24 protein-coding genes are annotated in these 25,010 nt (G+C 75.3%); 10 read left to right on the top strand and 14 right to left on the bottom strand.

Going from position 1 to position 25,010, the window contains the following annotated elements:
- Position 1: 1 nt before the first annotated feature.
- Genes dapF through BM414_RS10605 form a run of 3 tightly spaced genes read right to left on the bottom strand, consistent with a single transcriptional unit; the run spans position 2 to position 2,513 of the window.
- Positions 2 to 889 (bottom strand): diaminopimelate epimerase, encoded by an 888-nt coding sequence (gene dapF, locus BM414_RS10615; protein WP_093579417.1) that lies wholly within the window; start codon positions 887 to 889, stop codon positions 2 to 4.
- Positions 886 to 1,821 (bottom strand): tRNA (adenosine(37)-N6)-dimethylallyltransferase MiaA, encoded by a 936-nt coding sequence (gene miaA, locus BM414_RS10610; protein WP_093579416.1) that lies wholly within the window; start codon positions 1,819 to 1,821, stop codon positions 886 to 888. Before miaA ends, dapF begins: the two co-directional genes overlap by 4 nt.
- Positions 1,818 to 2,513, bottom strand: coding sequence for a class III extradiol ring-cleavage dioxygenase family protein (locus BM414_RS10605; RefSeq protein WP_175551536.1), 696 nt, complete (start codon positions 2,511 to 2,513; stop codon positions 1,818 to 1,820). Before BM414_RS10605 ends, miaA begins: the two co-directional genes overlap by 4 nt.
- A gap of 40 nt (positions 2,514 to 2,553) precedes the next feature.
- On the opposite strand from BM414_RS10605, the gene BM414_RS10600 reads away from it, so the two are divergent.
- The gene (locus BM414_RS10600) at positions 2,554 to 4,137 is read left to right on the top strand and encodes a DUF349 domain-containing protein (protein WP_245784630.1); all 1,584 of its coding nucleotides are present in this window, start codon (positions 2,554 to 2,556) and stop codon (positions 4,135 to 4,137) included.
- A gap of 74 nt (positions 4,138 to 4,211) precedes the next feature.
- Here the strand turns inward: BM414_RS10600 and miaB are convergent, their stop codons facing one another.
- Positions 4,212 to 5,663, bottom strand: coding sequence for a tRNA (N6-isopentenyl adenosine(37)-C2)-methylthiotransferase MiaB (miaB, locus tag BM414_RS10595; protein ID WP_093579414.1), 1,452 nt, complete (start codon positions 5,661 to 5,663; stop codon positions 4,212 to 4,214).
- A gap of 157 nt (positions 5,664 to 5,820) precedes the next feature.
- Here miaB and BM414_RS10590 point away from each other — a divergent pair, with 157 nt between their 5' ends.
- From BM414_RS10590 to BM414_RS10570, 5 genes are all read left to right on the top strand, one after another.
- The gene (locus tag BM414_RS10590) at positions 5,821 to 6,576 is read left to right on the top strand and encodes an amino acid ABC transporter ATP-binding protein (RefSeq protein ID WP_093579413.1); all 756 of its coding nucleotides are present in this window, start codon (positions 5,821 to 5,823) and stop codon (positions 6,574 to 6,576) included.
- A gap of 20 nt (positions 6,577 to 6,596) precedes the next feature.
- Positions 6,597 to 7,487 carry a glutamate ABC transporter substrate-binding protein gene (locus BM414_RS10585; RefSeq protein ID WP_093579412.1) on the top strand — a complete coding sequence of 297 codons (891 nt, stop codon included), beginning with the start codon at positions 6,597 to 6,599 and terminating at the stop codon, positions 7,485 to 7,487.
- An 85-nt stretch (positions 7,488 to 7,572) separates the two neighbouring features.
- Positions 7,573 to 8,223 carry an amino acid ABC transporter permease gene (locus BM414_RS10580; protein WP_093579411.1) on the top strand — a complete coding sequence of 217 codons (651 nt, stop codon included), beginning with the start codon at positions 7,573 to 7,575 and terminating at the stop codon, positions 8,221 to 8,223.
- Positions 8,220 to 9,125 carry an amino acid ABC transporter permease gene (locus BM414_RS10575; RefSeq protein ID WP_093579410.1) on the top strand — a complete coding sequence of 302 codons (906 nt, stop codon included), beginning with the start codon at positions 8,220 to 8,222 and terminating at the stop codon, positions 9,123 to 9,125. The genes BM414_RS10580 and BM414_RS10575 overlap by 4 nt, the downstream gene beginning before the upstream one ends.
- Positions 9,126 to 9,291: 166 nt before the next feature.
- Positions 9,292 to 9,858: a hypothetical protein gene (locus BM414_RS10570; protein WP_217644661.1), complete on the top strand. Its 567-nt coding sequence runs from the start codon at positions 9,292 to 9,294 to the stop codon at positions 9,856 to 9,858.
- 9 nt (positions 9,859 to 9,867) lie between these two features.
- Here the strand turns inward: BM414_RS10570 and BM414_RS10565 are convergent, their stop codons facing one another.
- From BM414_RS10565 to BM414_RS10530, 8 genes are all read right to left on the bottom strand, one after another.
- Entirely contained in the window at positions 9,868 to 10,557 is a 690-nt protein-coding gene (locus BM414_RS10565; protein ID WP_093579409.1) for an MBL fold metallo-hydrolase, read from the bottom strand.
- Between the two features lie 76 nt (positions 10,558 to 10,633).
- On the bottom strand, positions 10,634 to 11,362 hold the full coding sequence (locus BM414_RS10560) for a regulatory protein RecX (protein WP_093579408.1): 729 nt from the start codon (positions 11,360 to 11,362) through the stop codon (positions 10,634 to 10,636).
- 8 nt (positions 11,363 to 11,370) lie between these two features.
- Positions 11,371 to 12,402, bottom strand: a complete 1,032-nt coding sequence (gene recA / locus BM414_RS10555; RefSeq protein WP_093579407.1) for a recombinase RecA — start codon at positions 12,400 to 12,402, stop codon at positions 11,371 to 11,373.
- Positions 12,403 to 12,596: 194 nt separating this feature from the next.
- Complete coding sequence (locus tag BM414_RS10550) at positions 12,597 to 12,791, bottom strand: DUF3046 domain-containing protein (protein ID WP_093579557.1); 195 nt, start codon at positions 12,789 to 12,791, stop codon at positions 12,597 to 12,599.
- 10 nt (positions 12,792 to 12,801) lie between these two features.
- Positions 12,802 to 13,473, bottom strand: coding sequence for a hypothetical protein (locus BM414_RS10545; RefSeq protein WP_093579406.1), 672 nt, complete (start codon positions 13,471 to 13,473; stop codon positions 12,802 to 12,804).
- A complete protein-coding gene (locus tag BM414_RS10540) occupies positions 13,470 to 13,919 on the bottom strand; it encodes a MarR family winged helix-turn-helix transcriptional regulator (RefSeq protein ID WP_093579405.1) in 450 nt (149 codons plus the stop codon). Before BM414_RS10540 ends, BM414_RS10545 begins: the two co-directional genes overlap by 4 nt.
- Before the next feature lie 180 nt (positions 13,920 to 14,099).
- Complete coding sequence (locus BM414_RS10535) at positions 14,100 to 15,365, bottom strand: MFS transporter (protein WP_093579404.1); 1,266 nt, start codon at positions 15,363 to 15,365, stop codon at positions 14,100 to 14,102.
- 7 nt (positions 15,366 to 15,372) lie between these two features.
- A complete protein-coding gene (locus tag BM414_RS10530) occupies positions 15,373 to 16,518 on the bottom strand; it encodes an acyl-CoA dehydrogenase family protein (RefSeq protein ID WP_093579403.1) in 1,146 nt (381 codons plus the stop codon).
- An 82-nt stretch (positions 16,519 to 16,600) separates the two neighbouring features.
- On the opposite strand from BM414_RS10530, the gene BM414_RS10525 reads away from it, so the two are divergent.
- The 3 genes from BM414_RS10525 (at position 16,601) to BM414_RS31790 (ending at position 22,643) form a co-directional block, all read left to right on the top strand.
- Positions 16,601 to 17,032, top strand: coding sequence for a VOC family protein (locus tag BM414_RS10525; protein WP_245784629.1), 432 nt, complete (start codon positions 16,601 to 16,603; stop codon positions 17,030 to 17,032).
- Between the two features lie 57 nt (positions 17,033 to 17,089).
- Positions 17,090 to 21,691 (top strand): ATP-dependent helicase, encoded by a 4,602-nt coding sequence (locus BM414_RS10520; protein WP_093579401.1) that lies wholly within the window; start codon positions 17,090 to 17,092, stop codon positions 21,689 to 21,691.
- A gap of 82 nt (positions 21,692 to 21,773) precedes the next feature.
- Positions 21,774 to 22,643 carry a cold shock domain-containing protein gene (locus BM414_RS31790; protein ID WP_093579400.1) on the top strand — a complete coding sequence of 290 codons (870 nt, stop codon included), beginning with the start codon at positions 21,774 to 21,776 and terminating at the stop codon, positions 22,641 to 22,643.
- Positions 22,644 to 23,072: 429 nt separating this feature from the next.
- On the opposite strand, the gene BM414_RS30190 is transcribed toward BM414_RS31790, so the two are convergent.
- Positions 23,073 to 23,426: a hypothetical protein gene (locus BM414_RS30190; RefSeq protein ID WP_217644660.1), complete on the bottom strand. Its 354-nt coding sequence runs from the start codon at positions 23,424 to 23,426 to the stop codon at positions 23,073 to 23,075.
- A 39-nt stretch (positions 23,427 to 23,465) separates the two neighbouring features.
- Positions 23,466 to 24,050 (bottom strand): antibiotic biosynthesis monooxygenase, encoded by a 585-nt coding sequence (locus BM414_RS10505; protein WP_093579399.1) that lies wholly within the window; start codon positions 24,048 to 24,050, stop codon positions 23,466 to 23,468.
- A gap of 98 nt (positions 24,051 to 24,148) precedes the next feature.
- Here BM414_RS10505 and BM414_RS10500 point away from each other — a divergent pair, with 98 nt between their 5' ends.
- Entirely contained in the window at positions 24,149 to 25,003 is an 855-nt protein-coding gene (locus tag BM414_RS10500) for a DNA-formamidopyrimidine glycosylase family protein (RefSeq protein ID WP_093579398.1), read from the top strand.
- Positions 25,004 to 25,010 lie beyond the last annotated feature (7 nt).

Raw genomic sequence — 25,010 nt, 5'->3', positions numbered from 1 at the left:
GTCAGGTCCCCAGCCACTCCCGGGTGAGCTCACCGGTCGCCACCACGACGGCGGGGCCGCGCAGCACCGTCGTCTCCGGGGACACGTCGACCGTGAGCCGGCCGCCGGGGACGTCGACGACGACGGTGCCGCGCTGCGGCTCCTCGGACCCGGCCGCCAGCGCCGCGTACGCCGTGGCGCAGGCGCCGGTGCCGCAGGAGCGGGTCTCCCCCACCCCGCGCTCGTGCACCCGGAGCCGCACGTGCGCGTCGGCGCCCTCGGTGCCGGCCGCGAGCACCCGCACGAACTCGACGTTGACGCCGTCGGGGAACAGCGCGGCGTCGAAGGCGGGCCGGCGGGTGAGGTCGAGGGCGTCGAGGTCGGCGTCGGTGAGGCAGACCAGGTGCGGGTTGCCCATCGACACCGCCTGCCCACCGAACACCTGCCCGGCGACGGTGGCCTCACCGCGGCCGAACGGCCGCGCCGGGCCCATGTCGACCCAGTAGGTGCCGCCGGGACCGGCGCCGACGCGGCGCGGCCCGCCGCGGGTGCCCACGAGCACGCCCTCGGCGCAGGCGCTGCGGTCGAGCAGGCCCTCGGTGACCAGCACGTGCAGGAACAGCCGGATGCCGTTGCCGCACATCTCCGCGTGCGACCCGTCGGCGTTGCGGTGGTCCATGAACCACTCGCAGGCGTCGAGGTGCTCGCCGAGGACGGCGGGGGCGTCGGGCACGTGCCGGCTGCGCACCACCCGCAGGACGCCGTCGCCCCCGAGACCGGAGCGGCGCTCGCAGAGCCGCTGGACCAGGGCGGCGCCGAGGCGGTCCTCGGGCCAGCGGTCCCCGTCGGGGTCGGGGAGGACGACGAAGTCGTTCTCGGTGCCGTGCCCGAGGAGGAACCGGTCGCTCACCGCTCGATCGTACGGCCGGCGACCAGCGCCCCGACCGCGTCGGCGAGGTCGGTGCGGGCGGCGTCGAACCAGGTGGTCGTGGCGTCGCGGCGGAACCAGGACCGCTGCCGGCGGACGAACCGGCGGGTGGTGCCCACCGTCCGCTCGCGCGCCTCCTCGGCCGTGAGCCCGCCGTCGAGCTGGGCGAGCACCTGCGCGTAACCGAGCGCCCGGGAGGCCGTGGGGCCCTCGCGCAGGCCCTCGCCGACCAGCGCCTCGACCTCGGCGACGAAGCCCGCGGCCCACATCCGGTCCACCCGCTCGGCCACCCGGGCGTCGAGCTCGGCCGGCTCGCGGTCCAGGCCGACGACCACCGCCGGGTAGTGCGGCCGCGGGTCGGGCAGCGTGGCCCGGAACGGGCGGCCGGTGATCTCGACGACCTCCAGCGCCCGCACGATCCGGCGTCCGTTGCTGGGGAGGACCGCCGCGGCGGCGTCCGGGTCGACGGCGGCCAGCCGGGCGTGCAGCGCGGCCGGGCCGACGTCGTCCAGCTCGGCCTGCAGGCGGGCGCGGACGGCGGGGTCGGTGCCCGGGATGTCGAGGTCGTCGAGGACGGCGCGCACGTAGAGCCCCGAGCCGCCGACCAGGAGGGGCAGCACGCCGGCCGCCCGCAGCCGGTCGATCTCCGCGCGGGCCATCTGCGCGTACTCCGCCACTGACGCCGCCTGCCGCACCGGCCAGACGTCGAGCAGGTGGTGCGGTACGCCCTGCCGCTCGGCGGCGTCAGGCTTGGCGGTGCCGATGTCCATGCCGCGGTAGAGCTGCATGGAGTCGGCGTTGACCACCTCGCCGCCGAGCCGCTGCGCCAGCGTGACCGCCAGTGCCGTCTTCCCGGTGGCGGTCGGGCCCACGATCGCGACGACGGGCGGGGCGACGACGGGAGGCGGCGTCACCGCCCCGTCCAGGACGCCACCAGGTACCCGACGCCGAACGGCGCGTCGTCGTGGAGCAGGGCGGCGTCGACGTCGCGGCCGGCCAGCAGCCTGCCGACCGCCCGCCAGGCCGGGACGCCGGCGGCCAGCAGCCGCTCCCCCTCGGCCGGGTCCAGCGCGGCGAGCGCGCCGGCGTCCCCCTCCGCGAGGGCGGCGGCCACGGCGGCGTCGAAGGGCGCGGCGGCGGGGTCGTGGGAGCCGGGCGCCTTGTCCCCGCGGCGGGCCGACCCGTCGCCCATGACGAGCAGGCCGGTCCGGCCGGGCAGCGCCGCGACGACGGCGGCGAGGTCCTCAGGTCCGGCGCCGACCCGCACGCCGGCGTACCCGGCGCAGTCGAGCAGCCACGCGCCCACGGTCAGCGACAGCGGCAGCCGCCGGCCCCCGGGGCGGACGGCACCGTCCAGCGGCACCTCGACGTCGACGCCGAAGCCGCGCAGGTCCCCGACGTCGCCGGAGCCGTAGCGGCCCTCCGCGCCGGGCCCCACCACCACCACGGCGTCGGGCCGCCCGGTGAGCAGCGCGCCGACGGCCGCGGCGCACGCTGCGAGCAGCGCGCCGGTGTCCGCGGCCGCCCCGCGCGCGACCTCGGGGAGGAGCAGCGGCGGGCACGGGCAGAAGGCGACCGGCACCGGTCGCGCGGGCGGGCTGCTCACCGCAGCAGTGTCGCCGATGCGGCGTGGGACACTGCGGTGCGTGTCGAGCACGGAGAACCCCGGAGACGGGTCGCAGCAGGTCCCCCCGCCCGAGACGACCGGTCCTGACGCGGTCACCCCGGAGGCCGGGACGCCCGCCGCGCCCACCCCCGGGGCGGCAGCGCTGGCCGACCCGACGGCGGCCGAGGGCGCGCCCGAGGCCACCGCACCGGAGGCCACCGCGCCCGAGGTCGGGGCGCCCGAGGTCGCCGCGCCCGAGGTCGCCGCACCCGAATCGGTCGTTCCCGAGTCCGTGGTCCCCGAGACCGTGGTCCCCGAGGTCGTGGTCCCCGAGTCCGTCGTCGCCGAGGTCGCCACCCCCGGGGTCGTCGCACCGGCGGCGTCGGCGCCCGTGCCCGCCGCTGAGGTGGCGTCGGACCCCGCGCAGTGGGGCCGGGTCGACGAGGACGGCACCGTCTACGTGCGCACCGTCGACGGCGAGCGCGTGGTCGGCTCCTGGCAGGCCGGTGAGCCCGCCGCGGGCCTCGCGCACTTCGCCCGCCGCTACGACGACCTGGCCACCGAGGTCTCGCTGCTCGAGGCGCGGCTGAAGGCGCACACCGGCAACCCGAACGAGCTCAAGGCCAAGGCGCAGGCGCTGGCCGAGACGATCCCGACCGCCACCGCCGTCGGCGACCTCGACGGCCTCGCCGCGCGCGCCCGCGCGATGGTCGGCACCGCCGACTCCGCGGCCGCCGAGTCGCGCGCAGAGAAGGCCGCCGCCCGCGCCGCGCAGGTCGCCCGCAAGGAGGCGCTGGCCGCCGAGGCCGAGCAGATCGCCGCGGAGTCGACGTCGTGGAAGGCCTCCGGCGATCGGCTCAAGGCGATCGTCGAGGAGTGGAAGACGATCCGCGGGATCGACCGCAAGACCGACGAGGCCCTGTGGACGCGCTTCGCCGCCGCCCGCGACGCCTTCGGCCGCCGCCGCGGTGCGCACTTCGCCGCGCTCGACGCCCAGCGCGGCGAGGCGCGCGCGGCCAAGCAGGAGCTCATCGCCGAGGCGCAGCGGCTGGCGGCGTCGACCGACTGGGGCCCGACCAGCGCCGCGATGCGCTCGCTCATGGATCGCTGGAAGGCGGTGCCGCGCACCGGCCGCGACGGCGACGACGACCTGTGGAAGCAGTTCCGCGCCGCGCAGGACGTCTTCTTCTCCGCCCGCGCCGAGTCGGACAAGGTGCGCAACTCCGAGCAGCTGGCCAACCAGCAGGCGAAGGAGGAGCTGCTGGCCGAGGCCGAGAAGCTCGACCCGTCCGCCGACCTGCGCAGCGCCCAGGCCGCGCTGCGCCGGATCCAGGAGCGCTACGACGCCATCGGCCACGTGCCGCGCGGCGCGATGCGCTCGCTCGAGGACCGCATGCAGGCCGTCGAGCAGAAGGTGCGCGGCGCCTCTGACGCCGGCCGGGTGCGCACCGCGCCGGAAAACCCGATGGTCACCTCGATGCGGGCTGCGGTCGGCAAGGCCGAGGAGCAGCTCGCCAAGGCCGAGGCCTCGGGTGACACGAGCCGGATCTCCCGGGCGCGGGCCGACCTCGAGACCCGCCGCGAGTGGCTCGCCGAGGCCGAGAAGACCGCCTCCCGCCGCTGACGCACGTCTGAGGCAGAGGAGCCGATACCCACGTCCTGGCGCCCAGGACGTGGGTATCGCTTCCTATGCCTCGTTCAGACCGGGGCGCCGACGCGGGGCATGCCCAGCAGGACGCCGGGCGTCGTCGGGCGGGTGCCGGCCTCGTGGGCGTCGCCGGCCCGGGTGCGCCGGTGCGACAGCAGCGGGCCGTCGGCGACCAGGTGGTGCGGCGCGGCCGCGGTGACGACGGTCTCGACGACATCCCCGGGCCGCACGCCCGCGCCGCCGGCGAAGTGCACCAGCCGGCCGTCGCGGGCGCGGCCGCTCATCCGGCCGGTGCGGGCGTCCTTGCTGCCCTCCCCCGCCGCGGCCAGCAGCTCGACCGTGCGGCCGACCTGCGCGCGGTTCTCCGCGAGTGAGATCTCGTCCTGCAGCGCGGTCAGCCGCAGGTAGCGCTCCTGGACGACCTCCTTGGGCAGCTGGCCGTCCATCTCGGCGGCCGGCGTCCCGGGACGCTTGGAGTACTGGAAGGTGAAGGCGCTGGCGAAGCGAGCCTGCCGTACCACCTCGAGGGTCTGCTCGAAGTCGGCCTCGGTCTCGCCGGGGAAGCCCACGATGACGTCGGTGGTGATCGCGGCGTCGGGCATCGCGGCGCGGACCCGGTCGATGATCCCGAGGTAGCGGTCCTGCCGGTAACCGCGGCGCATCCGGCGCAGGACGTCGTCGGACCCGCTCTGCAGCGGCATGTGCAGCTGGTGGCAGACCGCGGGCGTCTCGGCCATCGCCTCGATGACGTCGTCGGTGAACTCGCGCGGGTGCGGGCTGGTGAAGCGGACCCGCTCCAGGCCCTCGATCCGTCCGGTGGCGCGCAGCAGGTCGGCGAATGCGCCCCGGTCGCGGAACTCCACGCCGTAGGCGTTGACGTTCTGGCCGAGCAGGGTCACCTCGAGCACGCCCTGGTCGACCAGCGCCTGCACCTCGGCGAGGACCTCGCCGGGCCGGCGGTCCTTCTCCCTGCCGCGCAGCGCCGGGACGATGCAGAACGTGCAGGTGTTGTTGCACCCGACGCTGATCGACACCCAGCCGGCGTAGGCCGAGTCCCGCTTCGCCGGCAGCGTCGACGGGAACACCTCGAGCGCCTCGGCGATCTCCACCTGCGCCTCGGCGTTGTGCCGCGCCCGCTCCAGCAGCGTCGGCAGGGAGCCGACGTTGTGCGTCCCGAAGACGACGTCGACCCACGGGGCCCGCTTGACGATCTCGCCGCGGTCCTTCTGCGCGAGGCACCCGCCGACGGCGATCTGCATGCCCGGGTGCGCGTCCTTCACCGGGCGCAGGTGGCCGAGGTTGCCGTAGAGACGGTTGTCGGCGTTCTCCCGCACCGCGCAGGTGTTGAGGACCACGACGTCGGCGTCCTGCCCCTCCGGAGCGGCGGCGTAGCCGGCGGCCTCCAGCAGCCCGGACAGGCGCTCGGAGTCGTGGACGTTCATCTGGCACCCGTAGGTGCGCACCCGGTAGGTGCGCGGGGGGCTGGCGACCTCGGTTCCCATGGCGCTGACGAGGGTACGGCGCGGGCCCGGTCACGTGGTGTGACCGCCTTCGGCACGGGTGCCCGGTGGGCGCGGTCACGGGCCGTGACCGGGTTCGTTACTGGTTCGTGATGCCTCCGGGACCTCGTCGTCCCCGCGCGGCTCTAGGGTCCAACGGGTGACCAGCCAGCAGACCGGAGGACCTCTCGTCCAGCTGACCGGCGTCAACAAGTGGTTCGGTGAGCTGCACGTCCTGCAGGACATCGACCTCTCGATCGACCGCGGCGAGGTCGTCGTCGTCATCGGCCCCTCCGGGTCGGGCAAGTCGACGCTCTGCCGCACCATCAACCGGCTCGAGTCCATCGAGAAGGGCGAGATCTCGATCGACGGCCAGCGGCTGCCCGAGGAGGGCAAGCAGCTCGCCCGGCTGCGCAGCGACGTCGGGATGGTCTTCCAGAGCTTCAACCTCTTCGCGCACAAGACGATCCTCGAGAACGTCATGCTCGGCCCGACGAAGGTGCGCCGGACGTCGAAGGCCGACGCCGAGAAGCGCGCCCGCGAGCTGCTCGAGCGCGTGGGCGTCAGCGCCCAGGCCGACAAGTACCCGGCCCAGCTGTCCGGCGGCCAGCAGCAGCGGGTGGCCATCGCCCGCGCGCTGGCCATGGACCCCAAGGTCATGCTCTTCGACGAGCCGACGTCGGCGCTCGACCCGGAGATGATCAACGAGGTGCTCGACGTCATGACCTCGCTGGCACGCGAGGGCATGACGATGATCGTCGTCACCCACGAGATGGGCTTCGCCCGCCGGGCGGCCAACCGGGTCGTGTTCATGGACGGCGGCCGGATCGTCGAGGCCGCCGACCCGCAGACCTTCTTCACCAACCCGCGCTCGGAGCGGGCCCGCGACTTCCTCTCCAAGATCCTGGACCACTGACCCACAACGGGAGGACACCCATGCGCAGTACCCGGAAGCTGGCAGCGTTCGCCGCTCTCGGCCTCACCCTCGCCGCCTGTTCCAGCGAGGCGGGTGAGCAGGCCGCGGAGGAGTCGGCCAGCGCCCCCACCGTCGCCGAGGACGTCGAGTTCCCCGAGGGCTCGACCATGGCCGAGATCGCCGAGGCGGGCACGCTCCGCGTCGGCACGAAGATCGACCAGCCCGGCTTCGGCCTGGCCAACACCGAGGGCACGCCCGAGGGCTTCGACGTCGAGATCGCCAAGATCATCGCCGCGGAGCTGGGCCTGTCGGAGGACCAGATCGAGTTCACCGAGACGGTCTCGGCCAACCGCGAGCCGTTCATCCAGCAGGACCGCGTCGACATCGTCGTCGCGACCTACACGATCAACGACGCCCGCAAGCAGGTCGTCGACTTCGCCGGACCGTACTACGAGGCCGGGCAGGACATCATGGTCGCGGCGGGCAATCCCGAGGGCATCGAGGGCCCGGAGGACCTGGCCGGCAAGACCGTCTGCTCGGTCGAGGGCTCCACGCCGGCGCAGAACATCCGGGACAACTACCCGGAGGCCCAGCTGACCACCTACGACGTGTACTCCAAGTGCGCCGACGACCTGCGCAACGGCAACGTCCAGGCGGTGACGACGGACAACGTCATCCTCACCGGTCTGGTCGCCGGCAGCGAGGGCGCCTTCGAGCTGGTGGGCAACCCCTTCACCGAGGAGCCCTACGGCATCGGCCTGCAGCTCGGGGACACCGAGTTCCGCAACTTCATCAACGACGTCCTCGAGGAGTCGTTCGAGAACGGCTCGTGGGCCGACGCCTGGGACCGCACCGCCGGTGCGATCACCGGTGAGCCGGCGCCCGAGCCGCCGACGGTCGACCGCTACTGACCCGCCCGGACCGTGCGGGGGCCGGCTCCCCGGCCCCCGCACGGCCCTGTGACGACGCAGACCCGACGACGCCGGACGGAGGACCATGTCGTTCCTGGCCGAGAACTGGCCCGTCCTGCGGGACGCCTTCCTGACCACCCTGAGCCTGGCCCTCCTCTCGGGCCTGTTCTCCCTGCTGCTGGGCACCGTGCTCGTGGCGATGCGGGTCAGCCCCGTCGCCCCGCTGCGCGGCCTGGCCACCTTCTACGTCGAGGTGTTCCGCAACACCCCGCTCACGGTGGTCTTCTTCTTCCTGGTCTTCGGGATCGTCCAGATCGACCTGTCCTTCCCCAGCCGGTTCATCGCCGCGGTGAGCGCGTTGTCGCTCTACACCTCCGCGTTCGTCGCCGAGGCGCTGCGCTCGGGCATCAACGCGGTCCCGCCGGGCCAGGCGGAGGCGGCCCGCGCCCTGGGCCTGGACTTCGGGCAGACGCTGCGCCAGGTGGTCCTGCCGCAGGCCTTCCGGACGGTCGTGCCGCCGCTGGGCAACGTGTGGATCGCGCTGGCGAAGAACACCTCGATCGCGGCCGGCTTCGCCGTCAGCGACCTCACCGCCGCCCTCACCCGGCTGTCCAACGCCAACGCCGACGAGCTCGCGCTGGTCTTCGCCGCCATCGTCGTCGGCTACCTGGTCATCACGCTGCCCTCGGCGGCACTGTTCCGACTGCTGGAGCGACGGGTGGCGATTGTCCGATGAGCACCTCGAGCGTCCTGTTCGACCTCCCCGGCCCGCGGGCGCGGCGCCGTCAGCGGATCGGCACCGTCGTCGGACTGCTGGTCGTCGCCGGTCTCGTCGCGCTGGCGCTGTGGCGGCTGGGCAGCAACGGCCAGCTCGAGGGCTCGCGCTGGGCGATCCTCTTCGACACCCGCACCAACGTGCCGCAGCGGCTGCTGTCGGCACTCGTCGACACCCTCAAGGTGGCGGCGGTCGGCATGGTCGCGGCCACGGTCCTCGGCGCGCTGCTGGCGGTCGGCCGGCTGTCGGACCACCTGTGGGTGCGGATCCCGGTGACGGTCGTCGTTGAGTTCTTCCGCGCCGTCCCGCTGCTGGTGCTGATCCTCTTCTGCCTGCTGTTCCTGCCGGTCATCGGCATCCCTACCAGCGCGTTCTTCGCCCTGGCGCTCGGACTGACGCTCTACAACATGGCCGTCCTCAGCGAGATCTTCCGCGCGGGGATCCTGTCGGTGGACCGCGGCCAGCGGGAGGCGGCCTTCGCGCTCGGCATGCGCAAGTCGCAGGTCATGTCGCTGGTGCTCGTGCCGCAGGCGGTGCGCCGGATGCTGCCGGTGCTGGTGGCCCAGCTCGTGGTGCTGCTCAAGGACAGCTCGCTGGGGTTCATCGTCGCCTACCCCGAGCTGCTGCGGACCGCGCGCAGCCTGGTGGAGACGCTCAACTTCCAGTTCGGGCCGATCTACACCTTCCAGCTCTACGTGGCGGCCGGCGTCATCTACATCGTGGTGAACGTGCTCCTGTCGTGGCTGGCTCGGGTCATCGAGCGGCGCACGCAGCGCAGCGCCAAGGCGGCCGCCGTCGAGGACGTCGAGCTGCCGGCCGACGTGCAGATGGGCGGCGGCGGCGGGGCGATCACCAAGGTCTGACCCGCTGGTCCCGCCGACGACCACAGGGGACACGGGACGGTCACGGCGCGTCCCGCCCGTCCCGCCGCCCGCGCGCACCCCGCGGGCGGTCAGGCCGGGCGGGACGGCTGCCGAGAGGGCCGTCGTGGACACCGCTCTCCGCCCCGTCGTGCCTCCGCTGCCCTCCGTGGTGCGCCTGCCCGACGGCCAGGTCGACCTCGCCCAGGAGTTCGTGAACCGCCTGCGTGCGGCCGCGCCCCAGTTCGCGATCGCCGCCGGTGCAGGGTCCGCCGTCGTCCGCGAGGCCGTGCCGCCGGCGCGGCACCGCCGGGCGCGCTGCCGGGTGGTGCTGCGGGGCACCGACGGCACCGAGCGCGACCTGACCTTCCTCGGCCCGGTCAGCCGGCCGGCGGTGATGCCCCACCGCACGTTCGAGCAGCAGATCCAGCAGTGGCTGGCCGCCCGGCTCGACGGCCAGGGCGCATGGCTGGTCGCCGACGACGAGGCTCCCGACGGCGTCGCCGTGGACCTGACCGCGTGGACCGGCCGGCCCGAGTCCGCCGGCCTGGCCGCCGAGGCGATGCCGCTGCAGGCCGTGCCCGCCGAGGCGATGCCCCTGCAGGCCGTGCCCGCCGAGGCGGTGCCGCTGCAGGCCGTGCCGGCCGAGGCCGTGCTCCCCCGGCCCCTGCCGACCGCGGAGGTGGCGACCCAGGCCATGCCCGCCCAGCTGGCCGTCGCCCCGCTGGCCGGCTGAGCGCCCGGCTCAGCCGAAGGGGTCGGTGGCCGCGCGCAGCGCGGCGGCCGCGCCCCCGACGAGCGGCCGGCCGTGGCCGGGACAGACCACGTCGGCGTCCAGGGCGGCCAACCGCTGCAGCGAGGTCCAGGCCTGCGCCCGGTCGGTGTTGAACGGGCCCAGGATCAGGTCGCCGTCGGACTCGGCGACCGTGTCGCCGGTCAGCAGAACGCCCGCCTCCGGCAGGTGCACGGCGATGCTTCCCGGCGTGTGACCCGGGACGCCGAGCACCCTCACTCCCCCGCCGAGCACGTCCCCGTCGACGGCCGGCTGCACCGGCCGGCAGGCGGGTGCCCGCGATGTGTCCGCCGACGCGCGGGCGAAGAGCTCCTCCTCCGCGGGTGTGATCACCGGCTCCGGACCCGGCCGGTCCTGACGCACGACCGGCGCGTCTGCTGCCCCCACGACCACCGGCGCGCCGTTCCAGGCGTGCACCGCGGCCGCCGAGCCGCAATGGTCGTCGTGGAAGTGGGTCAACACGACGCGACGCACGTCCTCGCGCCGCAGGCCGAGACCGGTCAGGGCCTCGGCGATCGCCGGTGCACTGCCCGGCAGGCCGGTGTCGACCAGGGTGACGCCGTCCTCGCCCTGCCAGAGGTAGGCGTTGCTGATGCCGAGCGCCAGCAGGTGCAGGCCCGGGACGATCTCGCGCACGCTCATGCCGGGACGCTAGGTCATCGGGACGCCCGCGCCACCCGTCGTCCGCGCAGAGCGCAACGACGGGGCAGAGCAGCCCTCAGTCGTCCCCGGCGTCCCAGCCGGACTCGCCGGGGAGGTCGGGGTCGCCGAAGCCGGTCTCGTCGAGGACCTCGCGCACCACCGCACCGGCCAGGCCACCGTTGTAGCCCTTGCGGGCCAGCATCCCGACCAGGCGGCGGGTGGCGGTGACCCGGTCCACCCGGCGCAGCGCCGGGAGGCGCCGCTCGACCAGGTGCCGGGCGGAGGCCCGTTCGTCCTCGTCGTCGACCTGGGCGAGGGCCTGCTCGGCGTCCTCGCCGTCAACGCCCTTGGCGCGCAGTTCCGCCCGCAGCGCCCGGCGGGCCAGGCCCCGGCCGGCCTGCCGGGAGGTGACCCAGGCGCGGGCGAAGGCGGCGTCGTCGATGAGGCCGACCTCGCCGAACCGGTCGAGGACGGCGGTCGCGGCGTCCTCGGGGACTCCGCGCCGCTCGAGCAGGTCGGCCAGCTGTTGACGCGTCTTGGCCGCACCGGTCAGCGCCCGCAGGCAGATTGCGCGGGCCACCGACTCGGGATCGCCCGGGTCGTCGGCGGCGGCGTCGCGGGGACCGCCGGCACCCGGTGCGGCGTCGGGGTCGGCGGCGGCCGGACCGTCCGGGTCAGGGGACGGCCCGGCTCGCCGCCAGGAGCGGCCGGCGCGGTCACGGGGACCGCGACCACGCCGGCCGGAGGGTCGGTCGGACTGCTCGGCGTCGGCCCACCCGGAGCTCGAGCCGGACCAGCCGGTCACGACGTCGCTCAGAAGTCGACCGGGTCAGCGGCCGGGGCGTCGACCTGCGGGCCGATGCCCAGCTTCTCCTTGATCTTCTTCTCGATCTCGTCGGCGAGGTCGGGGTTGTCGCGCAGGAAGCCGCGGGCGTTCTCCTTGCCCTGCCCGAGCTGGTCGCCGTCGTACGTGTACCAGGCGCCGGACTTGCGGACGAAGCCCTGCTCCACGCCGATGTCGATCAGGCCGCCCTCACGGCTGAAGCCCGTACCCCAGATGAGGTCGAGCTCCGCCTGCTTGAACGGGGCGGCGACCTTGTTCTTGACAACCTTGACGCGGACCCGGCTGCCGACGGCCTCGGTGCCCTGCTTGAGGGTCTCGATGCGGCGGATGTCGATCCGGACCGAGGCGTAGAACTTCAACGCCCGCCCGCCGGTGGTGACCTCCGGCGAGCCGTAGACGACGCCGACCTTCTCGCGCAGCTGGTTGATGAAGATGCAGGTCGTGCCCGAGTTGCTGAGCGCGCCGGTGATCTTGCGCAGCGCCTGGCTCATCAGCCGGGCCTGGAGACCGACGTGGCTGTCGCCCATCTCGCCCTCGATCTCGGCGCGGGGCACGAGGGCGGCCACGGAGTCGACGACGATGAGGTCGAGCGCGCCGGAGCGGATCAGCATGTCGGCGATCTCGAGGGCCTGCTCACCGGTGTCGGGCTGGCTGACCAGCAGCGCGTCGGTGTCGACGCCGATCGCGCGGGCGTACTCCGGGTCGAGCGCGTGCTCGGCGTCGATGAAGGCGACGATGCCGCCGGCTGCCTGGGCGTTGGCCACCGCGTGCAGGGCGACCGTGGTCTTGCCGGAGGCCTCCGGGCCGTAGATCTCGACGACGCGGCCACGCGGCAGGCCACCGACGCCGAGGGCGATGTCGAGGGCGATGGAGCCGGTCGGGATGACCCGCATGGCGACCTCGGGCGAGTCGCCCAGGCGCATGACGGAACCCTTGCCGAACTGCTTGTCGATCTGGGCGAGGGCCATGTCGAGGGCCTTGTCGCGGTCGAGCGTTGCCATGGTGCTCACCTTCGGGAAGTCGCGTGTCGTGGAGTCGATGCCGTGTCGGAGGCGACGCTAGGCCGGGGGTCTGACACTTTCCGGTGACCGACTCGACCTGTGGAGGGACGACCCCCCTGTGGACGCGGGTGCCACTGTAGGGCGAACACGTGTTCGAGTCGAGCGACACGCCGCCGACGGTCTGGACAGCCGGCTCAGCGGTCCTTCGGGGGCACCTCGTACTCCTCGCAGATCGCCAGCCACACCCGGCGCACCGGCACGCCCGCGTCGATCGCCTCGACGGCGGAGCGGCCGCCGAGGACGGCGAACACGTGGTCGCGCGCCACGCTCTGCGCCCGCATCGACCCGAACTGGGCCTCCAACCGGGACCAGAACTCCTGCAGGCGCACGTCCCCGACGCTAGCGCGCGTCCCCGTCGGCACGGGCGGCCGCATCGGTCCGCGCGGCCTCGTCTCGAGCGGCGTGGCCGGCGAGCCCGGCCCGCAGCCGGCGGACCAGCGCCGCCGGGTCGTCGGCGGCCAGCCGCAGCTCGGTCACCGGCCGGCCGTGGGTCCGCGCGAGCGGCAGCACCAGCGGCGTCCGCAGCTCGACGTCGACCTGGGTCGACGACATGACCGTCACCGACACCGCGCGCCGCTCGCCCTCCTCCTCGACGACGACGGTGCGCGAGCCCTCGACGCTGCGCCGCCGGACCCGGACCGCGGCGATCTCCTCCCACGGCACCGAGACGTCGACCGAGGAGCCCGACCGCACCCGCAGGCCGCCGTCACCGACGCTGTGCGGGTACACCTTCATCGACGCGAGCAGGCCGATCATCCACAGCAGGCCGTAGACCCCGACCACGAGCAGCGCGATCCGCGCGGACCGCCATGGCAGCAGCCAGTCGACCAGCGGTATCTCGATCGCCGACAGGACGACGAACGTCCACAGCACCGGCGTGACCGCCGAGGCGTACGGGAAGGCGTCGGCGCCGGCCGGCACGTCGGGGCGGCGCCGGACCCAGCGCCCCAGGCTGCGCCACATGCCGACCTCGAAGGCGACCGCCTTCCGGAGCAGCCCGACCACGGTCACGACGCCGCTCCGTCCGGGACCAGCGCCCGCAGCCGCTCGAGGACCTCGTCCAGCGCGGACACCAGCCCGTCGAGCCGCTCGGGCGGCAGCCCGCCGAAGAGCTGCTCGGCGAGCCCGGCCCGGCCGGCCGCCATCTCCGTGAGCAGTGCCTCGGCCCGGGGAGTCAGCGTCACGAGGGTGGCCCGACGGTCGGTCGGGTGCGGCTCCCGGGTCACCAGGCCGGCCTCGGCCAGCCCGTCGACCAGCCCGGTGACGTTGCGGGCGCTGACCCCCAGAGCGTCGGCGAGGGCCCGCTGGGTGCTCGGGCCGGCGGCGCGCAGCCGCCACAGCAGCGTCGTGCGCGCGACGGTCAGCCCGGCGGCCGCGAGCGACGTCGTCATGTCCCGGCCGAGCAGGACGGTGACCTCGAGGACCCTGTCGAGCGCGGCGATCCGGGCGTCCGCCATTCGTGAGCCTCCTGCACCGTGAAGTACCTTCACGATATCAGGGCGGCTAGGCTGGGGGCGTGTTCCCCACCACGGGCTCGGCGACGTGGGACGTCGTCCTCGAGATCGGCATCGCGCTCTGCATGCTGGTCACGCTCGTGGTGCTGTGGCGCAACATGCGCGGCCACTGAGCGCCAGCGGTCAGCGCCGGACCCACACCAGCGCGAGCGGGACCACCAGCACCGCCGACACCCCGGCCACCAGGCCGAAGCCGCCGAGGGCGAGCAGCGGCCCGCCGACGGCGCCGGCGACGGCCGCCCCCAGCCCCATGAGCAGGTCGGTGCCGCCCTGAGCGGTCGGCCGCACCTCCGCCGACACCGACTCGGTGACCAGCGTCGAGCCCGCGATCAGCCCGCACGACCAGCCGAGCCCGAGCAGCAGCAGACCGACGCTCAGCCGCGCCGTCGCCTCGGGCGGGGCCGTGCCCGCGATCACCGCGGCGGCCAGGAGCAGCAGCCCGCCGGCCGCGACCGTCGCCCGCCGGCCGACCCGGTCGGCGAGCAGTCCGACCAGCGGGCTGAACAGGTACATCCCGGCGACGTGCACGCTGATGACCAGGCCGACCAGCCGCAGCGTCGTCGCGTCGTCGTGCCCTCCGGCGTGCCCCATGTGCACCGGGGTCATCACCATCACGCCGACCATCACCGCGTGCGAGACGACGACGGCGACGATGCCGAGACGGCCGCCGGGGTCGGCCCACACGGCGGCCAGCGCGGCGCGGGTGGCCCGCCGTGGGCGGACGGGCGCCGGGCCGGCGCCGTCGCGCAGCCGCCGGGCGAGCAGCAGCGGGTCCGGCCGCAGCGCGAGCTGCAGCCCGACCGCGACGACGGCCAGCACCGCGGCCGCGAGGACGAACCCGCCACCGAGCGCGGGCAGCCCCAGCGCCCGGCCCAGGTCGGCGCCGGGCCCGGCGAGGTTGGGCCCGACCACCGAGCCGACCGTCGTGGCCCACACCACCAGGGACAGCGCCCGGCCGCGCCGCTCCGGCACGGCGAGGTCGGCGGCGGCGTAGCGCGCCTGCAGGCTGCAGGCGGTGGCGGCGCCGAAGGCGAACAGCCCGGCCAGCAGCAGCGGCAGCGACGACAGCGCCGCCGCGACGACGGTGAGGACCGCGCCGCCGACCGCGACGGCGTACCCGGCGGCCAGCCCCGCCCGCCGCCCGGCGCGGTCCGACAGCCGCGCGAGCGGGACGGCGAGGACCGCGGCGCCCAGCACGCCCGCCGTCTGCCCCAGCCCGGCCGCGGCGTCGGTGCCGGCGACGTCGCGCGCCAGGAGCCCGCCGACGGTGATCCCGACGGTGATGCCCAGCCCGCCGAGCGCGACGGCGCCGGACAGGACGCCGACCGTCCGCCGCTGGACCCGCTCGACGTCGGGGGCGACCCCGGTGGTCAGGGGCTCCGTCGTCACGGCCGGCTCACAGGCCCATCGAGCGGCCGATGATCTCGCGCATGATCTCGTTCGTGCCGCCGTAGATCGACTGCACGCGGGCGTCGCGCCAGGCCTTCGACACCGGGTACTCGTCCATGTAGCCGTAGCCGCCGTGCAGCTGCAGGCAGCGGTCGGCGACCTTGTTCTGCAGCTCGCTGGTCCAGTACTTGGCCATCGCCGCGTCGACGGCGGTCAGCTCGCCGGTGCCGAGCTGGCGCACGCACTCGTCGACGAAGGTCCGCGCGATCGTCGTCTCGGTGTGCAGCTCGGCGAGGACGAACCGGCTGTTCTGGAAACTCCCCACCGGCCGGCCGAAGGCGGTCCGGCCGGTGACGTACTCCCGGGTCTGGGCGAGCACCGTCTCGCAGGCGGCCACCGCGCCCACGGCGATCGACAGCCGCTCCTGGGGCAGGTTCTCCATGAGGTGGGCGAAGCCGCGGTTCTCCGTGCCGAGCAGGTTCTCCGCCGGCACCCGGACCTCGTCGAAGAACAGCTCGGCGGTGTCCTGGGCCTTGAGGCCCACCTTGTCGAGGTTGCGGCCGCGGGTGAAGCCGGGCATGCCCCGCTCGACGACGAGCAGGCTGGTGCCGCGCGAGCCGGGGGCGTCGGGGTCGGTGCGGGCCACCACGATGACCAGGTCGGCGTTGATGCCGTTGGTGATGAACGTCTTGGCGCCGTTCAGCACCCACGAGTCGCCGTCGCGGCGCGCCGTGGTGCGGATGGACTGCAGGTCGCTGCCGGTGCCGGGCTCGGTCATGGCGATGGCGGTGATGAGCTCGCCGCGGCAGAAGCCGGGCAGCCAGCGCGCCGCCTGCTCCTGGGTGCACAGGTCCCGGAGGTACGGCGCGACGACGTCGTTGTGCAGGCCGAAGCCCAGGCCGCTGGCGCCGACCCGGGTGACCTCCTCGTCGAGGACGGCGTTGTAGCGGAAGTCGCGGACCCCGCCGCCGCCGAAGCGCTCGTCGACGTCGAAGCCCAGCAGGCCCTGCTCGCCGCCGGAGAGCCACACCTCGCGCGGGACGACGCCGTCGCGCTCCCACTGGCCGTGGAACGGGGCGACGTTCTTCTCCAGCCACGTGCGGACGGTCTGGCGGAGGTCCTCGTGCTCGGCCTCGTAGAGCGAGTGGCGCATGCCCGGCAGTGTGCCGCACGCCACCCCCGGGACGGCGCTCGTCCGCCGGGCGGGACCGCGGAGCCGGCCGCATGCACGCGCCGTGCCCATCCCGACGCGGCCCATCCCGACGCGCTCCTTCGCCCACGTCCGGCTGACCGTCACCGACATCGACCGGTCCCGCGCCTTCTACGACGACGTCTTCGGGCTGCCGGTCGCCTCCGAGGTGCCCGCCGACGCCGACGACGCGACCCGCGAGCAGCTGGCCTTCCTCTACGGCGGCGTCGTCCACGCCCTCGGTGACCAGCTGCTCGGGTTGCGGCCGGTGAGCGCGGACTCCTTCGACGAGGACCGCACCGGCCTCGACCACGTGAGCTTCGCCGTCGACTCCCGCGCCGACCTCGACGCCGCGGCCGCGATGCTCGACGAGCGGGGCATCGCGCACGGCGGCGTGAAGGACATCGGCGCCGGCGCCATCCTGGACTTCCGCGACCCCGACGGCATCGCGCTGGAGCTCTTCGCCCGGGCCGGCTGACCGGGCCCCCATCGCCGCAGGCCAGCGGACTGTCGTACCCGCGGGGACACTGGAGCCGTGCCCGCTCTCGACCGGTTCTCCGCGCCCACGCGGGCCTGGTTCACCGGCGCCTTCGCCGAGCCCACCGCCGCCCAGGAGGGCGCCTGGCAGGCCATCAGCAGCGGCGAGCACGCCCTCGTCGTCGCCCCCACCGGGTCGGGCAAGACGCTGGCGGCCTTCCTGTGGTCGCTCGACCGGCTGGCCGGCACCCCGCCGGTCGACGAGAGCCGCCGCTGCCGCGTCCTCTACGTCTCCCCGCTCAAGGCGCTCGCCGTCGACGTCGAGCGCAACCTGCGCGCCCCGCTGGCCGGCATCGGTCAGGCGGCGATGCGGCTGGGCCTTCCGCGCCCGGAGATCACCGTCGGCATCCGCTCCGGCGACACCCCGGCCGACGAGCGGCGGGCCTTCACCCGCCGGCCCACCGACATCCTCATCACCACGCCCGAGTCGCTCTTCCTGATGCTGACCAGCTCCGCGCGGGAGGCGCTGCGCGGCGTGGAGACGGTGATCGTCGACGAGGTGCACGCCGTCGCCGACAGCAAGCGCGGCGCGCACATGGCGGTCTCCCTGGACCGGCTCGACGAGCTGCTGGAGCGGCCCGCGCAGCGGATCGGCCTGTCGGCCACGGTGCGCCCCATCGAGGAGGTCGCCACCTTCCTCGCCGGCGGCCGGCCGGTGCAGGTCGTGCAGCCGACGTCGGTCAAGCAGTGGGACCTCTCGGTCGTCGTCCCGGTCGAGGACATGAGCGCCCTCGGCCAGCCCACCGGTGAGCTGGAGGGCTCGGCGGCCGGCGACCAGCCGCGGACGTCGATCTGGCCGGCGGTCGAGGAGCGGGTGCTCGACCTGGTCGAGGCGCACCGCAGCACCATCGTGTTCGCCAACTCCCGGCGGCTGGCCGAGCGGCTGACCAGCCGGCTCAACGAGATGTCCTACGAGCGCACCACCGGCGAGGTCGTGCCCCCGGGCACCAACGCCGCCGCGCTCATGGCCCAGGCCGGCTCCGGCGGGGGCACGCCGGAGGGCTGGCAGCCGGTCGCCGCCGCCCACCACGGGTCGGTCTCCCGCGAGCAGCGCGCCGTCGTCGAGGAGGCGCTGAAGTCCGGCCGGCTGCCGGCGGTGGTGGCGACGTCGTCGCTCGAGCTCGGCATCGACATGGGCTCGGTGGACCTGGTCGTCCAGGTCGAGTCGCCGCCCACCGTGGCCGCGGGCCTGCAGCGGGTCGGCCGCGCCGGGCACCAGGTGGGCGCGGTCAGCCGCGGCGTGCTCTTCCCCAAATACCGCGGCGACCTCGTGCAGTGCGCGCTGGTGGCCGAGCGGATGAAGGCCGGGGCCATCGAGTCGATCCGCTACCTGCGGAACCCGCTCGACGTGCTCGCCCAGCAGATCGTGGCGATCGTGTCGGAGGGCCCGCGCACGGTGGAGGAGGTCGGCGCGCTGCTGCGCCGGTCGGCGCCGTTCTCCGGCCTGCCCGACTCTGCGCTGCACGCCGTGCTCGACATGCTGGCCGGCCGCTATCCCTCCGACGCGTTCGCCGAGCTGCGGCCGCGGCTGACCTGGGACCGGGTCACCGACACCCTCACCGCGCGCAGCGGCGCCCAGCGGCTGGCGGTCACCAGCGGCGGCACCATCCCCGACCGCGGCCTGTTCGGCGTCTTCCTCGTCGGCGGCGAGGGGGCCGGCGGACGCCGGGTCGGCGAGCTCGACGAGGAGATGGTCTACGAGTCGCGGGTGGGCGACGTCTTCCTGCTCGGCTCGTCGTCGTGGCGGATCGAGGAGATCACCCACGACCGCGTGCTGGTCTCCCCTGCCCCCGGCCAGCCCGGGAAGATGCCGTTCTGGCACGGCGACGCCCCCGGGCGCCCGCTGGAGCTGGGCCGGGCACTCGGCGCGTTCCTGCGCGAGGTCGGGTCGGCGACCCCGGAGAAGGGGCGCGAGCGGGCGCAGGCCGCCGGTCTCGACGACTGGGGCGCGGCCAACCTGCTCGCCTACCTCGCCGAGCAGAAGGCGGCCACCGGCCACCTCCCCGACGACCGCACGCTGCTGGTGGAGCGGTTCCGCGACGAGCTCGGCGACTGGCGGCTGGTCGTGCACTCCCCCTTCGGCGCGCAGGTCAACGCCCCGTGGGCGCTGGTGCTCGCGGCCCGGCTGCGGGAGCGCTACGGCGTCGACGTCGCCTCGATGCACTCCGACGACGGCATCGTGCTGCGGCTGCCCGACACCACCGGCGAGCCGCCGGAGGCCGAGCTCGCCGTCCTCGACCCCGACGACGTCGAGCGCGAGGTGACCGCCGAGGTCGGCAGCTCCGCGCTGTTCGCCAGCCGGTTCCGCGAGTGCGCCGCCCGCGCGCTGCTGCTCCCCCGCCGCGACCCGCGCCGCCGCACCCCGCTGTGGCAGCAGCGCCAGCGCGCCGCCCAGCTGCTCAGCGTGGCCAGCGACTTCTCCTCGTTCCCCATCACCCTCGAGGCCGCTCGCGAGGTGCTGCAGGACGTGTACGACGTCCCCGGCCTGGTCGAGCTGATGCGCGACGTCCGCTCCCGCCGGGTGCGCGTGGTCGACGTGCAGACCCAGGCCGCCTCCCCCTTCGCCCAGTCGCTGCTGTTCGGCTACGTCGGGCAGTTCCTCTACGAGGGCGACGCCCCGCTGGCCGAGCGGCGGGCGCAGGCGCTGGCGCTGGACACCGGCCTGCTCGCCGAGCTGCTCGGCCGCTCGGAGCTGCGCGAGCTGCTCGACGCCGAGGCGCTGGCCGAGGTCGAGCGGGAGCTGCAGCGGTTGCCGGCCGAGCGGCACCCGCGCGACGTCGACGGCGCCTCGGACATGCTGCGCGGTCTGGGCGACCTCACGCCCGCCGAGGCGGCGCTGCGCGGGATCCCGGCCGCCTGGCTCGGGGAGCTGGTCGCGTCCCGGCGGGCCATCGTCGTGCGGATCGCCGGCGAGGAGCGCCACGTCGCCATCGAGGACGCCGGCCGGCTGCGCGACGCCCTCGGCACCGCCCTGCCCGTCGGGGTGCCCGAGGCGTTCACCGAGCCGGTCGCCGACCCGCTGGGCGACCTGGTCGGCCGCTACGCCCGCACCCACGGCCCGTTCCAGCCGGCCGAGGTCGCCGCGCGGCTCGGCCTCGGCATCGCCGTGGTCACCTCGACGCTGCAGCGGCTGGTCGGCACCGGCCGGCTGGTCACCGGCGAGTTCCGGCCCGGTGGCACCGGCCAGGAGTGGTGCGACGCCGAGGTGCTGCGCTCGGTGCGCCGCCGCAGCCTGGCCAAGCTGCGCCAGGAGGTCGAGCCGGTCCCGATCGGCACGCTGGCCCGGTTCACCCCGTCCTGGCAGTCGGTGGGCAGCCGGATGCGCGGGGTCGACGGCGTCCTGGCGGTCGTCGAGCAGCTGGCCGGCGCGCTGGTGCCGGCCAGCGCGCTGGAGTCGCTGGTGCTCCCCAGCCGGGTGCGCGACTACCGCCCCGCGATGCTCGACGAGCTGACCAGCGCCGGCGAGGTGCTGTGGGCCGGCGCCGGCGGACTGCCCGGCGGCGACGGCTGGGTGAGCCTGGTGCCCGCCGACCTGGCGCCGCTGCTCCTGCCCGACCCGGTGGAGCTGCCCGAGGAGGGCGGCGTCGGGTTCGCCGTGCTCGAGCAGCTGGGCTCCGGGCAGGCGGTGTTCTTCCGGGGGCTGTCCGACCTGGTCGGCGCCACCGACGACACCGCGCTGGCCGACGTCGTCTGGGACCTGGTGTGGGCCGGCCTGCTCACCAACGACACGCTCGCCCCGCTGCGCACCCGGCTGGCCGGCGGCGGCACGCACAAGCGGGCACCGGCGCCGCCGCGCGCCCGGGTCGACCGTCCCCGCTACGGCCGCGCCCGCCTCGGCCGCCCGGCGATGCCCACCCGCACCGGCCCGCCCACGGTGGCCGGCCGCTGGTCGCGGCTGCCCGAGCGCGAGGCCAACCCGACCCGGCGCACCACCGCCCGCGCCGAGGCCCTGCTCGAGCGGCACGGCGTGCTCACCCGCGGCGCGGTCATGGCCGAGCAGGTGCCCGGGGGCTTCTCCGCCGTCTACCCGGTGCTGCGGGCGTTCGAGGAGAACAACCGGGCGCGGCGCGGCTACTTCGTCGAGACCCTCGGCGCCGCGCAGTTCGGCACCGTCGGCTCGGTCGACCGGCTGCGCGCGTTCGCCACCCCGGACCGCGCTCCCGAGGGTGCGGTGGTGCTCGCGGCGACCGACCCCGCCAACGTGTACGGCGCCGCCCTCCCCTGGCCCGACCGCAGCGGCCCCTCCGACGGCGACTCCGCCGACCAGGTGGCCGTCGACGTCGGCGAGGGCACCGGGAGCAGGCGGGCCAGCGGTCACCGCGCCGGGCGCAAGGCCGGCGCGCTGGTGGTCCTGGTCGACGGCGAGCTCGTCCTCTACGTCGAGCGCGGCGGCAAGTCGCTGCTGTCGTGGACCGAGGACGAGACCACGCTCAAGGAGGCGGCCACCGCGCTGTCCGGCGCCGTCGCCGCAGGGGCGCTGGGCCGGATGGTCGTGCAGAAGGCCGACGGCGCCTCCGTGCACGAGGACACCCCGCTGTCGTCCGCGCTGCAGGCGGCGGGCTTCGCCGCCACGCCGCGCGGACTGCGCCTCCGGGGATGAGTTCCTGCGGCTGACCGGCCGGGTGTGCCGTGGGCCCGCGTACCGTGGACCGTCGCAGTGACGAGGGATAGAGGGAACTGACATGGCAGCCGGCACGGTCCGCTGGTTCGACGCGGACAAGGGCTTCGGGTTCATCGAGCCGCAGGACGGCGGGGACGACGTCTTCGTCCACTTCTCGGCCATCGAGGACACCGGTGGCTTCCGGACCCTCGAGGAGGGCCAGACCGTCGACTACGACGCCACCGAGGGGCAGCGCGGCCCGCAGGCCGACCGGGTGCGCCCGGTGGGCGGCGCCCCGCGCGGCCGCCGCGACGACCGCGGCGACCGGGGTGGCCGTGACGACCGGGGTGGCCGTGACGACCGGGGTGGCCGCGACGACCGCGGACGTGGCGGGCGCGCTCCACGCGGCCTGGTCATCCAGGGCACGGTGACCCGCTTCGACGCCGACCGCGGCTTCGGCTTCATCGTCCCGGAGGACGTCTTCGTGCACGTCTCGGCGGTGGCCCGCGGCGGCGACCTCGAGGAGGGCGACCGCGTCGAGTTCGAGCTCGTCGAGGGCGCCCGCGGCCTGCAGGCGGACTCGGTGCGCCTGCTGCCCTCGCTGCCGCGGCGCGGTGCCGACCGCCCCGCGCCCCGCGAGCGCCGCGACGACCGCCGCGACGACCGCCGTGACGACCGGGGCGGCCGCGACCAGCGCCCCGCCCGCGCTCCCCGTGGCGACTCCGGCGGGGACGCCGGTGGCGACGCCCAGGGCACCGTGCAGTGGTTCAACGCCGACAAGGGCTTCGGCTTCATCACCCCCGACGACGGCGGCGAGGACGTCTTCGTGCACTTCTCCGAGATCGCCGACGACGGCGGCTTCCGCGAGCTCCAGGAGGGCCAGCGGGTCGCCTTCTCCCGCACCTCCGGCGCGCGCGGCACCAGCGCCAGCGGCGTCCGCCCGCTGGACTGAGTCGGCGGCCGCGGGCCGTCCGCTCCTCGCGGGCGGCCCGCAGCAGCACCGCCACCCAGCTCCGGCAGGGGCGCCCGCCCTCGGCGATCCGCGCCAGCGCCTCGGGCGAGGGACCGGCCCGTCCGTAGCGGTGCGCCATCTCCTCGTGCAGCCGCGCCTCGGCGGCCGGGAGGACGTCGGGCGCCCCGGCGCCGCGGACCACCACGAGGTCGGCGGAGAACGGCCCGATGCCCGGCAGCTCGCGGACCTCGGCCAGCGCCTGCTCGGCCGGCAGCGCGCGCAGCCGGCCCCCGTCGAGGCGCCCGTCCAGCGCCGCCTCGGCCAGCCCGCGCAGCCGCTCCTGCCGGACCGCTGGCACCGGCAGGCCGGCGGCCGCGGCCAGCAGCCGCGCGGGAACCGCTGCAACAGCACCGCCCAGCACGCCGCCTCCTACGGCGACCAGAAGCCGACCGGTCGGAAGCCGGGACGCGCGGCGGCCAGCGGGGCCAGCACCCGGTCGGCCGCGGTGACCCGGGCGGAGTCCGCGCCGTCGACGTCGAGACCCAGGATCCGCGCCACCTGCCCGGCCAGCCCCGGCGGCGGCTCGGCGTCGGTCCGCAGCATCACCACGCCGGCGCCGTCCTGGGTGACGGCGACGCCGACCGCGGTGTCCGAGCCCTCCACCCAGCAGGCCAGCCGCAGGACGCCGCCGGGTGCGCCGGGATGGCGGGCGGGCGCGAAGCCCTCGAGGAAGCGGGCGCTCCGCGCGAGGTCGAACGGGCCGCGCACCGGGATCTCGGTCACGCGCCCGGGTCTACGCCCGGGGTGCGACGTTCCCGCAGGTCAGCGGCGGCCGCGCAGCCAGGGGGCGAGCCAGCGCGACAGCCGCGGCATGACCACCTGACCGAGCAGCACGACCACGATCGTCGCCGACAGCAGCAGCCGGGCCGGCAGCGGCCACGACGCCACGTGCGGTGCCACGAGCAGCTGGAAGGCCAACGTGATGGCGAAGACCACCGCGATGGTGAGCACGGTGAGCCGCCAGCGCGGTCCCGGGCGCGGCGGGGTGAGCGCGGTGAAGAAGCTGTCCAGCCCGGCGACGCGGGCGTAGTCGGCGCCCTCGGAGAGGTGCCCGACGCGCGCCAGCGCCGCCTGCCGCTCGGCCGAGCGCTCCCAGCGGGCCAGCGACTCGCCGTCGGCGAAGCGGTAGACCAGGTGGTACCGGGTCGAGCCGGGGCCCGGCCGCAGCAGGCTGGTGCCCAGGTTGCCCGCGAAGCCGGCGGCCAGGCCGAGGACCTCCTCGGCCCAGCGCTCGAACGCCTCGCGCTGCTCGGGATGCACGTCGCGGGCGACGGTCACGGTCACCGGCTCACCGGCCTCGGTGAGGTGCGCGGGCGTGCTGCTGGCGGAGGCGGGACGACGCTGCACGGCTCCTGCAGCGCTGCGGCACCCCGCGGGCTTCCCGCCACCCGCGTGACCTCCCTCGCCTCTCAGCAGCGCGGACGCCCGCGGGGGACACTGGGGACGTGCCCGAGGGAGACACCGTCTGGCTGGCGGCCAAGCGGATGAACACCGCGCTGTCCGGCCAGACGCTGCGCCGCGGCGAGCTCCGGGTGCCGCAGCTGGCCGCGACCGACCTGAAGGGCCGCACCGTCGCCGAGGTCGTCCCCCGCGGCAAGCACATGCTGACCCGGTTCACCGACGGCTGGACGCTGCGCACCCACTACCGGATGGACGGCAGCTGGCACATCTACCGCAAGGGCGCGCGGTGGCGCGGCGGGCCGGCGTTCTCGATCCGGGCGGTCCTCGCCACCGACCAGTGGGACTGCGTCGGCTACCGGCTGCACGACGTCACGTTGGTCCGCACCACGCAGGAGGACACCGTCGTCGGCCACCTCGGCCCCGACGTCCTCGGCCCCGACTGGGACCTCGACGAGGCCGTGCGCCGCCTGCGGTCGCACCCCGACGAGCACATCGGCGTCGCGGTCCTCGACCAGCGCAACCTGTGCGGGCCGGGGAACCTCTACAAGGTCGAGGGCCTGTTCGTCTGCGGCGTGCACCCGTGGATGCGGGTCGCCGACGTCGAGGACCTCCCGGGACTGGTCGAGCGGACCCGCGCGCTGATGCTCGCCAACCGCGACCGCCCGGAGCAGAGCACCACCGGCGACCTGCGCCGCGGCCGCGACCACTGGGTCTACGGGCGCAAGGACAAGCCCTGCTACAAGTGCGGCACCTCGATCCTGCGCGGCGACCAGGGCCCGGACCTGCAGGAGCGCATCACCTACTGGTGCCCGACCTGCCAGGCCACCGACGCCGCCGTCGACCCGCTGGCCCGCACCGGTGAACCCGACCACCCGCGGCCGCTGACCAGCGCCACCTGAGACGCCG

The organism is Geodermatophilus amargosae (assembly GCF_900116515.1).
Taxonomy (GTDB): Bacteria; Actinomycetota; Actinomycetes; order Mycobacteriales; family Geodermatophilaceae; genus Geodermatophilus; species Geodermatophilus amargosae.
Note: the sequence above shows the minus strand (reverse complement) of the source record. Positions and strands in the feature narration are given on the sequence as shown.

Coding starts and splice junctions, on each gene's coding strand:
- miaB (WP_093579414.1), bottom strand. CDS start 5,663: ATGGGAACCGAGGTCGCCAGCCCCCCGCGCACCTACCGGGTGCGCACC.
- BM414_RS10585 (WP_093579412.1), top strand. CDS start 6,597: ATGCGCAGTACCCGGAAGCTGGCAGCGTTCGCCGCTCTCGGCCTCACC.
- BM414_RS10580 (WP_093579411.1), top strand. CDS start 7,573: ATGTCGTTCCTGGCCGAGAACTGGCCCGTCCTGCGGGACGCCTTCCTG.
- BM414_RS10575 (WP_093579410.1), top strand. CDS start 8,220: ATGAGCACCTCGAGCGTCCTGTTCGACCTCCCCGGCCCGCGGGCGCGG.
- BM414_RS10565 (WP_093579409.1), bottom strand. CDS start 10,557: ATGAGCGTGCGCGAGATCGTCCCGGGCCTGCACCTGCTGGCGCTCGGC.
- recA (WP_093579407.1), bottom strand. CDS start 12,402: ATGGCAACGCTCGACCGCGACAAGGCCCTCGACATGGCCCTCGCCCAG.
- BM414_RS10540 (WP_093579405.1), bottom strand. CDS start 13,919: ATGGCGGACGCCCGGATCGCCGCGCTCGACAGGGTCCTCGAGGTCACC.
- BM414_RS10530 (WP_093579403.1), bottom strand. CDS start 16,518: ATGCGCCACTCGCTCTACGAGGCCGAGCACGAGGACCTCCGCCAGACC.
- BM414_RS31790 (WP_093579400.1), top strand. CDS start 21,774: ATGGCAGCCGGCACGGTCCGCTGGTTCGACGCGGACAAGGGCTTCGGG.